This window comes from Sodalis sp. RH15, assembly GCF_047324255.1.
Taxonomy (GTDB): Bacteria; Pseudomonadota; Gammaproteobacteria; order Enterobacterales; family Enterobacteriaceae; genus Acerihabitans; species Acerihabitans ligni.
Map to the genome: position 1 here is coordinate 1,351,337 of NZ_CP178738.1, position 14,408 is coordinate 1,365,744.

Sequence of the window (14,408 nt, forward strand, 5' to 3'; positions counted from 1 at the left end):
CGGTTATCCTTGACCCCGTTGACACTTGATCCGCTGACCCTGCCGCTGCGTGGGACGAGCCTGATAGAGGCCTCTGCGGGCACCGGTAAAACCTATACCCTGGCGGCGCTCTATCTGCGCCTGCTGCTGGGCCTGGGACAACAGGCGGCTTATCCCCGTCCGTTGAGCGTGGAAGAGATCCTGGTGGTAACCTTTACCGAAGCGGCCACCGAGGAGCTGCGGGGCCGTATCCGGGATAATATCCATCGATTGCGGCTGGCATGCGTGCGCGGCGTCAGCCGTAATCCCTTGTTCAGCAGCCTGCTGGAACATATTCCCGATACGGACTATGCCGCCCGTCTTCTGCTTGCGGCGGAACGGCAAATGGATGAAGCGGCGATTTACACTATCCATGGTTTCTGCCAGCGGATGCTCAGCCACAGTACCGTTGAATCCGGCCTGCTGTTTCAACAAACCCTGGTGGAAGACGAATCGGATTTGCGGCGCCAGGTATGCGCCGATTTTTGGCGTCGCCACTGCTACCCGCTGCCGGTGGCCGTGGCACGGGTCATCAATAAAGACTGGGATGGTCCCCAAAAGCTTCTGGCGGAGTTGCTTCCCTATTTGCAGGGGGAGGCGCCGGTGGTGCGCAACCCGCCGGAAAAGGCCGAAACCATCCTTGAGCGCCATGGGCGAATCGTCGCCCGTATCGATGAACTCAAACGGCGCTGGCGCCTGGCCGCCCCAAATCTGTTGCCTCTCATCAGCGGATCGGGGGTGGACAAACGCGCCTACAGCAGTAAAAACCTGCCGGCGTGGCTGGAAAAAATCTCCCTTTGGGCCGCCGCGCCCACCGAAGATTATGATGTGCCAAAGGAGATTGAGCGTTTCCGGCAATCGGTGCTGGCGGCTAAAACCCTCAAAGGAACGCCGCCGGTCCATGAGGTGTTTGACCATATAGAAGAATTTTTGCGGCAGACGCTGACCCTGCGTGAATTGATTTTTGTGCTGGCGCTGGATGAGCTGCGCCTGGCGCTGGCGCAGGAGAAGCGGCTGCGGGGCGAAATGGGCTTTGATGATTTGCTGAGCCGTTTCGACCAGGCGCTGCAAGGGGAAGGGGGTGAGGCATTGGCGCTGTCGGTTCGCGCGCGTTATCCGGTGGCGTTGATCGATGAATTCCAGGATACCGACCCGCAGCAATACCGTATTTTCCGTCGCCTCTACCAGGGGCGGCCTGACTGCGGACTGGTGCTGATAGGGGACCCCAAACAGGCGATTTATGCGTTTCGCGGCGCGGATATTTTCACCTATATGCGCGCCCGGAGTGAGGTGAGCGCCCACTATACTTTAGACACCAATTGGCGTTCGTCACAGGCGATGATCAATGGAGTCAACCGGCTGTTCCAGTCGCTGCCGCAGCCGTTTATCTTTGAACAAATCCCCTTTTTGCCGGTGCGTGCTGCGGCGGATAACCGCGGCCTGGCGCTGGAAATCAACCAGCAGGTCCAGCCGGCCCTGGAGCTGTGGCTGCAGCCGGGAGCGGGGGTTGGTGTAAGTGAGTACCAACACCTGATGGCGCGCCATTGCGCCGCCACCATTCGCCACTGGCTGAGCGCAGGTCAGGACGGCCGGGCCGTTCTGGTGGGCCCTGAAGGGCGTCAAGGGCTGCAGGCGTCCGATATTACGGTGCTGGTGCGTAACCGCAATGAAGCGGCCCTGATTCGCGATACCTTAAGCGCACTGTCGATTCCGGCGGTCTATCTATCCAATCGCGACAGCGTGTATGAAACTCCCGAAGCACGGGAGCTGCTCTGGCTGTTGCAGGCAATACTGATCCCGGGGCAGGACAACGCCCTGCGCTGCGCGCTGGCTACCAGCCTGATGGGGCTGGATGCCCCGGCCATTGAAGATATCAATAACAACGGGCCGGCATGGGATGCCCTGGTGGATGAATTCGCCGGGTATCGCCAGGTATGGCGGCAGCGTGGCGTATTGCCGATGTTGCGCCAACTGATGATTCGCCACCGCATGGCGGAAAATCTGCTGGCGTCGGTGAATGGCGAGCGGCGTTTGACGGACCTTATGCACCTGGCGGAGCTGTTGCAGGAAGCCTCGGCGCAGCTGGAGAACGAGCACGGGCTGGTTCGCTGGCTGGCGTTGCAGATTGAATTGCCCGATACCCAGGCTGAAAATCAGCAGTTAAGGTTGGAAAGCGATCGCCATCTGGTGAGGATAATCACGGTGCATAAGTCCAAAGGGCTGGAGTTTCCCGTGGTGTTTTTGCCGTTTATCGCCGATTTTCGCCAGCAAAAACGCCCGTTGTTTCACGATCGCCGCGATTTTCAAGCCTGGCTGGATCTTTCCGAATCTGCTGAAAGTCTGCAACTGGCGGAGGAGGAGCGTCTGGCGGAAGATCTTCGCCTGCTCTACGTGGCGGTGACCCGTTCCATCTACCACTGCGGCATCGGCATCGCCCCGCTGTTTCGCGGCCAGCGGAGCAAAACCGGCAACACCGATTTGCACCTGGGCGCGCTGGGTTATCTGGTCCAGGGGGGCGAAGCCTGTGACGCCGCCGCGCTTTTATCCCGCCTGCAGTCGCTGGCGACGGAAGATATTGCCGTCACCGTTATCGGCCAGCCCGATGCTTTGCCCTGGCGGCCGCAGGACAGCGCCCGGCAACGTTTGTCGGCCCGTGAATACCGGCCACGCGCCGCTGAAAACTGGCGCGTTACCAGCTATTCCGGGCTGCAGCAGCATGGCGGAGGCTCATCGCTGATGGATTTGCAGCCCCGGCTGGACGGCGACGCGGTGGGCGAACGGCAACGGGACGCGGAACGGGAGCATTCTCCCCATACGTTTCCCCGCGGCGCGTCGCCGGGCACGTTTTTGCACGGCCTGTTTGAAACGGTAGACTTTACCCAACCGCTGGATCCGGTGTGGCTGGACGCGCAGCTCTTGCAGTACGGCATTGATGAAAGCTGGCAGCCGACTCTCGCCCGTTGGCTGGAGGATGTACTGCACGCGCCCCTCAACCAGGAGGGTATCCAGCTGTCGCGCATCGCCCCGGCGGACCGGCAGGCCGAGCTGCAATTCTATCTTCCCATCGACGCGCTTATCACCGCCGCTGGGCTTGATGCGCTGTGCAAACGTTACGACCCCCTGTCCGCCGCCTGTCCGCCCCTGAACTTCCCCCAGGTCAAAGGGATGCTGAAAGGCTTTATCGATCTGGTTTTTCGCTACGACGGCCGTTATTACCTGCTGGATTATAAATCCAACTGGCTGGGGGAGGATAATGCCGCCTACACGCCCGAGGCGATGCTGGGCGCCATGGCTGAGCATCGCTATGATTTGCAATACCAGCTTTATACCCTGGCATTGCACCGCTACCTGCGGCACCGCCTGCGGGATTATGATTACCGCCGCCATTTCGGCGGAGTATTTTATGTCTTTTTGCGCGGGGTCTCACCGGACAATCCCGGTGACGGCGTGGTGTTCCGCCGCCCGGAACCGGCATTTGTGGATGCGCTGGACGCCCTGTTCGGCGGGGAAACGCCGTTATCGGCTGAACCTGAGGCGAATAAATGAATTCACTCATTGAACAGGCGCAGCAGCTTAGGCTCTGGCGGCCGCTGGACATCCAGTTCGCCCGCATGCTGGCGGCGCCGGATGAAATAGCCGTCATGCTGGCCTGCGCCTGCCTTAGCGCCGACGCCGGCGACGGACACGTCTGCCTGCCGTTGAGCCGCCTGTTGCCCGAGGGATTGTTTGACGGCCGTTATCCCGAACTGGCCCGCCGGGCCTGGGGGCTTGCCGGCGAACCGTCCCTGGCGGACTGGCGGGAGATATTGCTGGCCTCGCCGGCGGTAAGCGATGGTACCAGGCCCACGCCCCTGGTACTGGACAACCAGCGGTTATATCTGCAGCGCATGTGGCAAAACGAGTGCCGGGTGGCGGAATTTTTCAACGCCATCCGGCCCGCGGACCTGGCGGATGAAGCCGGAATCCGGCAGGTTTTGCAGCGCTTTTTCCCTGCCGGCGATGGGGCGCCGGACTGGCAGAAGGTAGCGGCCGCGGTGGCGGTCAGCCATCCGGTGAGTCTGATTTCCGGCGGCCCCGGTACCGGCAAAACCACGACGGTGGCTAAGATACTGGCATCTCTGGTGGTGCTGGGGCAGGGCAAGCGCATGCGCATCCAGCTGGCGGCGCCTACCGGCAAGGCCGCGGCGCGCCTGAGCGAATCCCTGGGAGACGCCCTGGACGCCCTGCGGCTTGACGAAGAGCAAAAGCGGCTGTTTCCGCCGGAAGCGGTGACGTTGCATCGCCTGCTGGGGGCGCAGCCCAACAGCCAGCGTTTGCGGTACCACCGGGGCAATCCGCTCCACGTTGATGTATTGGTGGTGGATGAAGCCTCAATGGTGGATCTGCCGATGATGGCCAATCTGATTGCCGCGCTGCCGGCGCAGGCCAAGGTGATTTTTCTCGGTGACCGCTGTCAATTGGCCTCGGTGGAAGCAGGCGCGGTACTGGGGGATATTTGTTATTTCGCTGAAAACGGCTACAGCGCGGCCCGCAACCAACAGCTGGCGCGGTTAACCGGCTGTGTCCTCCCCCCTTGCAACGACGGCACGGGACCCGCCGTTGGGGACAGCCTGTGCCTGCTGCAAAAAAGCTACCGGTTCGATGATGGTTCGGGCATCGGCCGGCTGGCCAATGCCGTCAATGCCGGCGATACCGCCGGTTCCCTGGCGTTATTGCACGCCGGCAGGGATGACGATGTCCGCTATGCCCCCGTGCGGGACGGTGATGACTACCGGCGCCTGCTGGAAGGGGCTGTGGCAGGCTATCGGGACTACCTGTCGCGGGTCGGGGCCAATGAAAGCCCGGCGGTTATCCTCAAGGCGTTCAACCGCTTCCGGCTGCTCTGCGCCTTGCGGGAAGGGCCGTTCGGCATCACCGGCTTGAACAGCCGCATCGAGCAGGCCCTGTCCCGGGCCGGCCTGATAAATCCTCCGGCGGATTCCCTGGCCAAGGGCTATGCCGGACGCCCGGTCATGATCGTGCGCAATGCTCCTTCCCTCGGCCTCTCCAATGGCGATATCGGCATTATGCTTGCCGATGAGGCGTCGGAATTGCGGGTCTATTTCTCCTTGCCCGACGGTACGCCCAAGGCGGTTCCCCTGAGCCGGTTGCCCGAGCATGAGACCGCTTTCGCCATGACGGTGCATAAATCCCAGGGGTCGGAATTCTTGCATACCGCGCTGGTGCTGCCCAATCAGCTGTTGCCGGTGTTGACGCGGGAACTGGTCTATACCGCCATCACCCGGGCCCGCCGGTCTTTGTCCCTTTATGCCAACGATGATGTATTGAGCTACGCCATCGCCACGCCGACCCAGCGGCGCAGCGGACTTATCGATCGCTTACGGAAAGGGGCGGCGGGCTAACCCGGCTCAGCTATCAAGCAGGTCCGTCACCAGAATCTTGGAACGCCGGTGGTAATTATAAAGGGCCTGTTTTTGCTGCGGCAGCACTTCCACCTCCGCCGGCGTAAAGCCGCGCTCCTGAAACCAGTGAATGCTGCGGGTGGTGAGCACAAACAGCTTCTTCAGTCCCAGTTGGCGCGCTTGCTGCATGATGCGCTGCAACAGCATTTCCCCGCGCGAGGAGCTGCGGTAATCGGGATGCACCGCCACACACGCCATTTCACCTACCTGCTCCTCCGGGAAAGGATACAAGGCGGCGCAGGCGATGGTCAGATTGTCCCGTTCGATAATGGTGAATTTATCGATTTCCATTTCCAGCTGTTCCCTGGAACGGCGCACCAGAATCCCCTGCTGTTCCAACGGGCGGATCAGCTCCAGAATACCGCCGATATCGTTAATGGTCGCCCGGCGAACCTGTTCGGCGCTTTCCATGACAATCTGCGTGCCGATACCTTCCCGGGAAAACAGTTCCTGCACCAGGGCGCCGTCGTCCTGGTAGCTTATCAAATGACAGCGCCGCACGCCGCTGCGGCAGGCTTTAACCGCACCGCGTAAAAAACGGACCGTGCCCGAGTAGTAATCCCCGGTTTTCTCAAGCGCATCGATATGCTGCTGCGCATCGTTGGGAAACAGCTCGGAGATGATCTCCCCTTTGTTATCAATAACCCCCTGGGAAGAGCAAAAACCGATCATCTTCTCTGCTTTAAGCTTTATCGCCAGTTGGGTGGCCACTTCTTCCGCCGTCAGGTTAAAACTTTCCCCGGTAACGGATACCGCCACCGGCCCCAGCAGCACAATGGCGTTACTGTCCAGTTGGCGATGGATGGCTTCGTCATCAATGCGCCGTATGCGCCCGCTATGGCAATAATCCACCCCGTCATCGACGCCCAGGGGTTGCGCGATGATGAAATTACCGCTCACCACGTTGATGTGCGCCCCCTGTAGCGGCGTATTGTTCAGGCTCATGGATAAACGGGCGGTGATATCCAGCTGCAGCAACCCCGCCGCCTGCTTCACCAGCTCGAGGGTTTGGGCATCCGTGACCCGGGTATGCTTGTGGTAAATGGGTTCCAGATGATGCACCGCCAGATTGGCGTCAATCTGCGGCCGGGCGCCGTATACCAGCACCAGACGAATGCCCAGGCTATGAAGGAGACCAATATCGTTAACGATATTGGCGAAGTTTTCATGTTCTATGGCTTCACCGCCCAGCATGACGACAAACGTCTTGCCACGATGAGCATTGATATAGGGAACTGAGTGGCGAAAGCCCTGGACCAGTTCAGTACTACGTTCCTTCACGGCAAACCCTCTGTGAATGGTTATTCGGATTTCGTGTATTTTTATGCTATTAACGCCAGGTTGGCAAGCAGCATTTATCGCCAATTTTCATTGTAAAGAAAGGAAAATAATCCCTTGGCAGATAAGCATAGAGTCTTTTGGAGGTGACATAAACCCGCAGATTGGGTAAAGTTTTTGGCATGCTAAAAAAAAGCCTGATTTATCATTAGAATAACTTCAAGTAAAGGGGGTTCATGCCGGATCATGATTTTGCACCGTCTCGCCGCCGCCTGTTAAAGGGGGCGGCGGCCACCTGGCTGCTGAGTCTCAGCCGGGCGGGCGCGGCCGCGCCGGTGGCGCTGGTTGCGGTGCGTATCTGGCCGGCCACGAGTTATACCCGCATGACATTGGAATCCCAGTCAGTGTTGCAGTACCGTCATTTCATGCTCCGCGATCCCCTTCGTCTGGTGGTGGATATCCAGGGGATGCATTTGAATGCAATCATGCGAGGCGTGGGCGCACTGGTGAAAGAGCAGGATCCCTATATCAGGGGGGTGAGGGCGGGGCAGTTCGACGGCCATACCGCCCGGCTGGTGGTGGAACTCAAACAACCGGTGGTGCCGCGCTTTTTGACCCTGCCGCCGGTGGCCGGCTTCAAACACCGGCTGGTGATGGATCTTTACCCCAAAGCCGGCAGCCGGGGCGCCGTGCAGGACGATCCGCTGCTGGCGCTGCTGGAGGATTACAATCAGGGCGATCTGGCGCGAAATCTGCCGCCGGAGTCTCAGGGACCGCGGGCAGGAAAAGCCGGGCGCGATCGTCCCATCGTGATTATGCTGGATCCCGGCCATGGCGGCGAGGATCCGGGAGCCATCGGCAAGCGGCGCACCCGTGAAAAGGATATTGTATTAAAGATCGCGCGGCATCTGCGGACGTTAATTGAACGCGAAGCCCATATGAAAGTGTATATGACCCGCAATGAAGACGTCTTTATTCCACTGCAGGTTCGGGTGGCGAAAGCGCGCAAACTCCGGGCGGATCTGTTTGTATCCATACATGCCGATGCCTTTACCGACCGTTCTGCCCGCGGCGCCTCGGTATTTGCCCTGTCCACCAAAGGCGCCACCAGCGCCGCCGCGCGTTTTCTGGCGCAAACGCAAAATGCCGCCGATGAAATAGGCGGCGTGGGCAAGAGCGGCGATAGGTACCTCGATCATACCCTGTTTGATTTGATGCAAACCGCCACCATCACCGACAGCCTGAAATTCGGCCGGCAGGTATTGTCCCGACTGGGTAAAATCGCGCATTTGCATAAAAACACCGTTGATCAGGCCGGTTTTGCGGTGCTTAAAGCGCCGGATATCCCTTCAATCCTGGTAGAGACCGGGTTTATAAGCAACATCGACGAAGAGCGGCGGTTGGCCACCTCCAGGTATCAACGGCAACTGGCGGAATCAATCTTGGCCGGCATCAAGGGATACTTTGCCGCGGGCGGGGTATTGGCGCATCGTTGAAAGGGGACTAAGGGCTGTTTTGCCGCGGGAAACGCCTTGGCGAAGGAAATAACACAAAAACCCGCCTGAAAAGGAGGGGAGAAATACGACTGAATGTTTTACGGCAGGCTTGCTTGAAGTTGGTTGCGGGGGCCGGATTTGAACCGACGACCTTCGGGTTATGAGCCCGACGAGCTACCAGGCTGCTCCACCCCGCGTCCGATAATGACATCTGTGAGCAGTCAGATGTTGACTTCGTACGGTATGACGTTTTGTTGATTGGTTGCGGGGGCCGGATTTGAACCGACGACCTTCGGGTTATGAGCCCGACGAGCTACCAGGCTGCTCCACCCCGCGTCCGTGGATGCGCACTATACTCCGGACAGTAACTGATGCAACCCCTTTTTGCGATTAATCGCGTAGAATAATGATTTTTGTTTATACAGAGGCATTTTTGCTGGTTTTATAGACATATCCTCATGTTCTTTTTGAATTAATACATTTATCTATTGATTAACGTTTGCTATCTTTCGGCGTAAATGCAAGAGCATGGTTTTCACATGAGAGCAATATGAACAAGCACTGGCTTCGCTATCTTTCCATTGGTCTGGCTATCGCCATCCTGGCCGGATGTTCGTCCCGGCCCACCGATCGCGGGCAGCAATATAAAGATGGTCATCTTACGGAGCCCTTTGGGCTGGTTAACGAGCCTAACGCCAAAGGCCGACCGGTGAATGCCAAGGATTTTGCCGATCAGGTGACGCAAACCCAGTTTGCCGCCACCGGGCTTTATAACCGCAATTACGCCGATTATGATGCGGTCAAGCGCTGGGCGATGGCGGGGGCCGATACCCGGCAACTGAGCCAGTTCGGTATTAAAGCCTATCAGATGGAAGGTGTGGATAATTACGGTAACGTTCAGTTCACCGGTTATTATACTCCGGTGATCCATGCCCGCTATACGCCGCAGGGGGAGTTCCAATATCCTCTATACCGTATGCCGCCGCGAGGGGCCAAGCGCCGGTTGCCCGATCGCGCGGCCATCTATGCCGGCGCCCTTGAGGGCCGGGGACAGGCTATCGCCTATAGTAATTCGATGCTGGATAATTTCCTGATGGAAGTTCAGGGCAGCGGTTATGTGGATTATGATGACGGGCGGCCGCTGATGTTTTTCGGTTATGGCGGCAATAATGGCCATCCTTATCGCAGCATCGGCAAAGTACTTATCGACCGCGGGGAAGTGGCGCGGGAAAATATGTCGATGCAGGCGATACGGCAATGGGCCGCCCGCCACAGCCCGTCTGAAGTGCAGGAACTGCTGGAACAGAATCCGTCCTATGTGTTCTTTAAACCGATTCCCTTTGCGCCGGTGAAAGGCGCCAGCGCCGTACCTCTGGTAGCCAAAGCATCGGTGGCGTCTGACCGTTCGCTGGTTCCGGCAGGAACCACTTTGCTGGCGGAAGTGCCGTTATTGGATGATAACGGTAAATTTACCGGCAAATATGAAATGCGGTTGATGATAGCCCTCGATGTGGGCGGCGCCATCAAAGGCCAGCATTTTGATATTTACCAGGGAATCGGTCCGCAGGCGGGCCAGGCCGCCGGCTATTACAATCATTATGGCCGGGTCTGGGTGCTGAAGGGGACGGGGTCGCTGAACGCGGTACCGTTAATGATCGGCAATAGCGGCGCATCCGCCGCTGCGGCCAATACCGTGCAGGTCAGTTACGATAACTGAACGGCCAACCGAGGTTTCAGCCATGAGCGGTCAATATACAGACGCCTATTTACAACGTTTTGGCGGCACCGCCCGGTTATACGGTCAACAAGCGCTGGCAGTGTTTCATCGCGCCCATGTTTGCGTGATAGGTATCGGCGGCGTGGGGTCCTGGGCGGCGGAAGCGCTGGCGCGTACCGGGATCGGCGCGTTGACCTTAATCGATATGGACGATGTCTGCGTCACCAATACCAACCGGCAGATCCATGCGCTGAAGGAACAGGTGGGACGGCCTAAGACCGAGGTTATGGCGGCGCGCATCGCCTCCATTAATCCGGAATGCGTCGTGACCAGCGTGGATGATTTCATTACCGTGGATAATGTCGCCGCTTTACTGGATCGCGGTTTTGATTATGTTATCGATGCGATTGACAGCGTGCGGCCGAAAGCGGCCCTGCTGGCCTATTGCCGGCGCAATAAAATTCCGGTGGTGACCATCGGCGGCGCCGGCGGACAAATCGACCCGACGCAAATCCGCGTCGCCGATTTGGCGAAAACCATCCAGGATCCGCTGGCGGCAAAGCTGCGTGAACGGCTTAAGCATGATTTCAACGTGGTGAAAAGCAGCAAGGGAAAGCTCGGCATCGACTGTGTGTTTTCCACTGAGCAGCTGGTTTATCCGCAGGCGGACGGTACGGTGTGCGCGTCGCCCTCCACCGCCGAGGGGCCCAAGCGTATGGATTGCGCCTCCGGTTTCGGCGCGGCCGCTATGGTTACCGCCAGCTTTGGTTTTATCGCGGTTTCCCATGCGCTGAAGAAGATGCTTGCCCGGCAGGCGCGGCTGGCTGAAGCCGCCACGTCGCCTGAATCTCGGCCCGAGCCTGAGGTACAGTGCGCGGCCGGCGGCGGGCAATAATCCCGCCGCCTTAGCACCGGAGTCAACCGCCGTGCCGGCGGCCACATCACTTTCCCGCTATGCCTTTTTCGGCCATGGTTCCATCACCTCCCCACCATCAATTGGCGATATAGCTGTCGACAATGGCGTTGATGCGGCCGGCAATGGCGGCGAGTCCGCCGGCCCGGCTGACGCTGAGTTCAGTCCGCAGGCCCAGGTCATCGAACGGCGCGAGGGGATCCTGCCCTGCCAGCTGTGCCGGCGTTTTACCTTCCACCGCCGTCAATACGATGGCCAGCAGGCCTTTAACGATACGGCCGTCGCTGGCGGCATAAAAATGCAGGCTGCCGTCCTCTTGCCGCACGTGGCCAAGCCAGACGCGGTTTTCACACCCAGACAGGGCGGTTTCAGGCGTCTTCAATGCTTCCGGTAATTCCGGCAGGGCCTTGGCCAGCAGAATAATCTGTCGCAGGCGCTCTTCCCATTGCCGGCAGCCGGCAAAACGCGCCCTGATTTCCTCGCTGGAAATAGCGTGGCCGAAAGGGTGTCGGTCCGTTATCGGTTCGTTCATGGCGTCAATGTTTCCGTCGGTTTTATCGTGGACTATCAATCCCGCAGCAGCGTCAGCGCTTTTTCCACCGCCGCCGCCAGACGGTGAACGTCCCGGCGGGTGTTATAGGGGGCGAACGAGGCGCGCAGCATGCCGGTAACCCCCAACGCCGCCATCAGCGGCTGGGCGCAGTGCTGCCCGGCGCGCAGGGCAATGCCTTCCTGTGCCAGTATCATGGCGATATCCTGGTGATGAATACCGGCAAAGTCGAACGAAAGCAGGCTCGAACCGGGACAACGAAAGGCGCGAAAGCCCGGCAGCGCCGACAGGAGTTCTTGCGCCAGGTCCGCCAGGGAGACGCTGTAGCGTTCCGCCCCATCCCGGTCTTGCCGTGAAAGCCAGTCCAGGGCGGCGCCAAGCCCTATCACGCCGGCGATATTCGGCGTGCCTGCCTCAAAGCGCTGCGGCGGAGCCATGGGAGTGAATCCCTCGAAAGCGGCCGCGCTCAGCATTTTGCCGCCGCCTTGCCAGGGCGGCATTTGCGCCAAAAGTTGCGGTTTGCCGTAGAGCACGCCAATCCCGGTGGGACCGTACAGCTTATGGCCGGAAAAGGCATAAAAATCAATATCTTCTTTTATCAGGTCCGGCGGCCGGTGTACTGCTCCCTGGGCTCCGTCCAGTACGATGACCGCCTGGGGAAAACGGCGGACGAGCGCGATTATCGCTGCCAGGTCCGGGCAGCCTCCGGTTACGTTTGACATTTGCGAGACGGCCACCAGGCGGGTCCGATCGTTCAATAATGGCGCCAGACCGGCCGGCGAGGGCAATAAATCCGCAGCCAGCGGCCATTTGACGACCTTGGCGCCGGTTTGTTGCGCCACCATCAGCCAGGGCACCAAATTGGCGTGATGCTCGGCTTCACTGACAATAATCTCATCCCCCGGCCGCAGGCGAGGTCGCGCATAGCTTTGCGCCACGAGGTTGAGGGATTCGGTGGCGCCGCGAGTCCAGACTATGCTGTCAGGCCCCGGCGCATTCAGCCAGTCCGCCACCTGCCGCCGGGCCTGTTCGTAACGAACCGTGAGGGCCATGGCCGCTGCATACTGGCTGCGATGTACGTTGCCGCTATCATGGCGATAAAACGCCTCGGTGGCGGCAATCACCACCTCCGGTTTCAACGCGGTGGCGGCACTGTCCAAATACACCACCTCATCGTTCAGCGCCGGGAATTGCCGGCCATAGGCCATGAAATCAAATTCACTCATCACCACGTTCTCACTGTCATAAAATTACAGACTTGTCCTATTATCGCCGTCTGTGGCGGGGAAGCGGCAGGATTTAATCCCGTTTTGTGGAAAAATGTCGATTGCTTGTTATGCTAATTATCATAAGGTAAGAAAAATGACCTGCTTGCCTAAATGTTTCAGTTAAGTTTTTTTAATCTGCGAGGAGTTAATGATGAAGAAAACAGCCGCAGTTATCTCTGTTTTTCTGCTTGGGTTAACCCTGAGTGCCTGTTCGAGCAATTATGTCATGCATACCAACGATGGTCGCACCATTGTCTCTGACGGTAAACCCAAAGTCGATGATGAAACCGGCATGATAAGCTACAAGGACGCCAACGGTACACAACAGCAGATCAACCGTGCCGATGTGAAAGAAATGATGGAAGCGAAATAATATAGACTTTTTATACCGCCTCCTTATTTTGGCAGCATAAAAAAGCACCGCTTCCGCGGTGCTACATATTCACTAGGGACAGACAGAGAAATGTACAGAAATGCCAAGGAGTAATTAAAGCGGCCTGAATCCAGGCCAAATCTGCAAACACAACATCACTCGGCAAGCCAAAAGCCATCCGGACTCCCCAACATTCAAGAACCCGCATACCTTTTCGTTCCGGCTCACCGGTGGCGGAACTATAGGTATTTGCTGGTGCATCCACAACGGACAATTTATAATGCCTCGGATAAAAAAAACTAATAGGTCAGGTATCTGTGTTTAATTTTCAATCCACCAGCGCCGATAAAGTGTCCCAACATGTCTAAACGCTTACCGCCGCTCAACGCCCTACGGGCTTTCGATGCGGCAGCGCGCCATTTGAGCTTTACCAAAGCGGCGGAAGAACTGTTCGTAACCCAGGCGGCGGTCAGCCATCAAATCAAATCGCTGGAGGATTTCCTTGGGCTTAAGCTGTTTCGCCGGCGCAACCGCTCGCTGCTGCTGACGGAAGAGGGTCAGAGTTATTACCTTGATATAAAAGAGATTTTTTCTGATCTGGCTGACGCTACCCGTAAACTGCAGTCCCGCAGCGCGAAAGGCGCGCTCACCGTCAGTCTATTACCCAGCTTCGCTATTCAGTGGCTGGTGCCGCGGCTGTCCAGTTTTAATGCCGCCTGGCCGGGCATCGACGTGCTGATCCAGGCGGTGGATCGCGAGGAAGACAAGCTGGCGGACGACGTGGATGTGGCGATATTTTACGGGCGCGGCAACTGGCCGGGGCTCAAGGTGGAGAAACTCTATGCCGAGTATCTTTTACCGGTGTGCTCGCCGTCACTGCTCAGCGGCCTGCATCCGCTGGCCTCCCCGGCGGATTTGATTCATCACACCCTCTTGCACGATGCTTCGCGCCGGGACTGGCAGGCTTATACCCGCCAGTTGGGGCTGACGCACATCAACGTTCAGCAGGGGCCGATTTTCAGCCACAGTGCCATGGTCTTGCAGGCGGCGATCCACGGTCAGGGCGTTGCCTTGGCAAATAACGTCATGGCGCAGACCGAGATAGAAGCAGGCAGGCTTATCTGCCCCTTCAACGAAGTGCTGGTAAGTAAAAACGCTTTTTATCTGGTTTGTCATGACAGCCAGGCTGAAGTAGGTAAAATAGCCGCCTTTCGTCAGTGGATAGTCGGGCGTGCCGCCAGCGAGCAGGAAAAATTCCGGGTCCGTTACAATAACGGCCAGACAGTCGAACCACAATAACACTGATAATATACCCAAAAGATTCCAAGCTGAG

Annotated in this window: 10 protein-coding genes and 2 tRNA genes; 7 read left to right on the plus strand and 5 right to left on the minus strand. The window is 58.3% G+C overall.

The window, feature by feature from the left end:
* The first annotated feature begins 9 nt into the window (after positions 1–9).
* Positions 10–3,564, plus strand: coding sequence for an exodeoxyribonuclease V subunit beta (recB, locus tag ACL2XO_RS06390; protein WP_413742415.1), 3,555 nt, complete (start codon positions 10–12; stop codon positions 3,562–3,564).
* Complete coding sequence (gene recD, locus ACL2XO_RS06395) at positions 3,561–5,420, plus strand: exodeoxyribonuclease V subunit alpha (protein WP_413742416.1); 1,860 nt, start codon at positions 3,561–3,563, stop codon at positions 5,418–5,420. The genes recB and recD overlap by 4 nt, the downstream gene beginning before the upstream one ends.
* Before the next feature lie 6 nt (positions 5,421–5,426).
* On the opposite strand, the gene argA is transcribed toward recD, so the two are convergent.
* Complete coding sequence (gene argA, locus ACL2XO_RS06400; protein ID WP_132923254.1) at positions 5,427–6,761, minus strand: amino-acid N-acetyltransferase; 1,335 nt, start codon at positions 6,759–6,761, stop codon at positions 5,427–5,429.
* Positions 6,762–6,994: 233 nt separating this feature from the next.
* On the opposite strand from argA, the gene amiC reads away from it, so the two are divergent.
* The gene (gene amiC / locus ACL2XO_RS06405) at positions 6,995–8,254 is read left to right on the plus strand and encodes an N-acetylmuramoyl-L-alanine amidase AmiC (protein ID WP_413742417.1); all 1,260 of its coding nucleotides are present in this window, start codon (positions 6,995–6,997) and stop codon (positions 8,252–8,254) included.
* Between the two features lie 120 nt (positions 8,255–8,374).
* Here the strand turns inward: amiC and ACL2XO_RS06410 are convergent.
* A tRNA-Met gene (locus ACL2XO_RS06410) sits at positions 8,375–8,451 on the minus strand.
* A 62-nt stretch (positions 8,452–8,513) separates the two neighbouring features.
* Positions 8,514–8,590: transfer RNA gene (locus ACL2XO_RS06415), tRNA-Met, on the minus strand.
* A 214-nt stretch (positions 8,591–8,804) separates the two neighbouring features.
* Here ACL2XO_RS06415 and mltA point away from each other — a divergent pair.
* Positions 8,805–9,971: a murein transglycosylase A gene (gene mltA / locus ACL2XO_RS06420; protein WP_413742418.1), complete on the plus strand. Its 1,167-nt coding sequence runs from the start codon at positions 8,805–8,807 to the stop codon at positions 9,969–9,971.
* Positions 9,972–9,993: 22 nt separating this feature from the next.
* Positions 9,994–10,866, plus strand: coding sequence for a tRNA cyclic N6-threonylcarbamoyladenosine(37) synthase TcdA (tcdA, locus tag ACL2XO_RS06425; protein WP_203522681.1), 873 nt, complete (start codon positions 9,994–9,996; stop codon positions 10,864–10,866).
* Between the two features lie 97 nt (positions 10,867–10,963).
* Here tcdA and csdE read toward each other — a convergent pair whose 3' ends face one another.
* Positions 10,964–11,416 carry a cysteine desulfurase sulfur acceptor subunit CsdE gene (gene csdE / locus ACL2XO_RS06430; protein ID WP_413726684.1) on the minus strand — a complete coding sequence of 151 codons (453 nt, stop codon included), beginning with the start codon at positions 11,414–11,416 and terminating at the stop codon, positions 10,964–10,966.
* A gap of 35 nt (positions 11,417–11,451) precedes the next feature.
* The gene (gene csdA, locus ACL2XO_RS06435; protein WP_413742419.1) at positions 11,452–12,660 is read right to left on the minus strand and encodes a cysteine desulfurase CsdA; all 1,209 of its coding nucleotides are present in this window, start codon (positions 12,658–12,660) and stop codon (positions 11,452–11,454) included.
* 193 nt (positions 12,661–12,853) lie between these two features.
* Between csdA and ACL2XO_RS06440 the strand changes: the two genes are divergently transcribed.
* Together ACL2XO_RS06440 and ACL2XO_RS06445 are read left to right on the plus strand one after the other, a co-directional pair.
* Positions 12,854–13,075: a YgdI/YgdR family lipoprotein gene (locus tag ACL2XO_RS06440; protein ID WP_132927868.1), complete on the plus strand. Its 222-nt coding sequence runs from the start codon at positions 12,854–12,856 to the stop codon at positions 13,073–13,075.
* Positions 13,076–13,435: 360 nt separating this feature from the next.
* Positions 13,436–14,374, plus strand: a complete 939-nt coding sequence (locus tag ACL2XO_RS06445) for a transcriptional regulator GcvA (protein ID WP_132923246.1) — start codon at positions 13,436–13,438, stop codon at positions 14,372–14,374.
* Positions 14,375–14,408 lie beyond the last annotated feature (34 nt).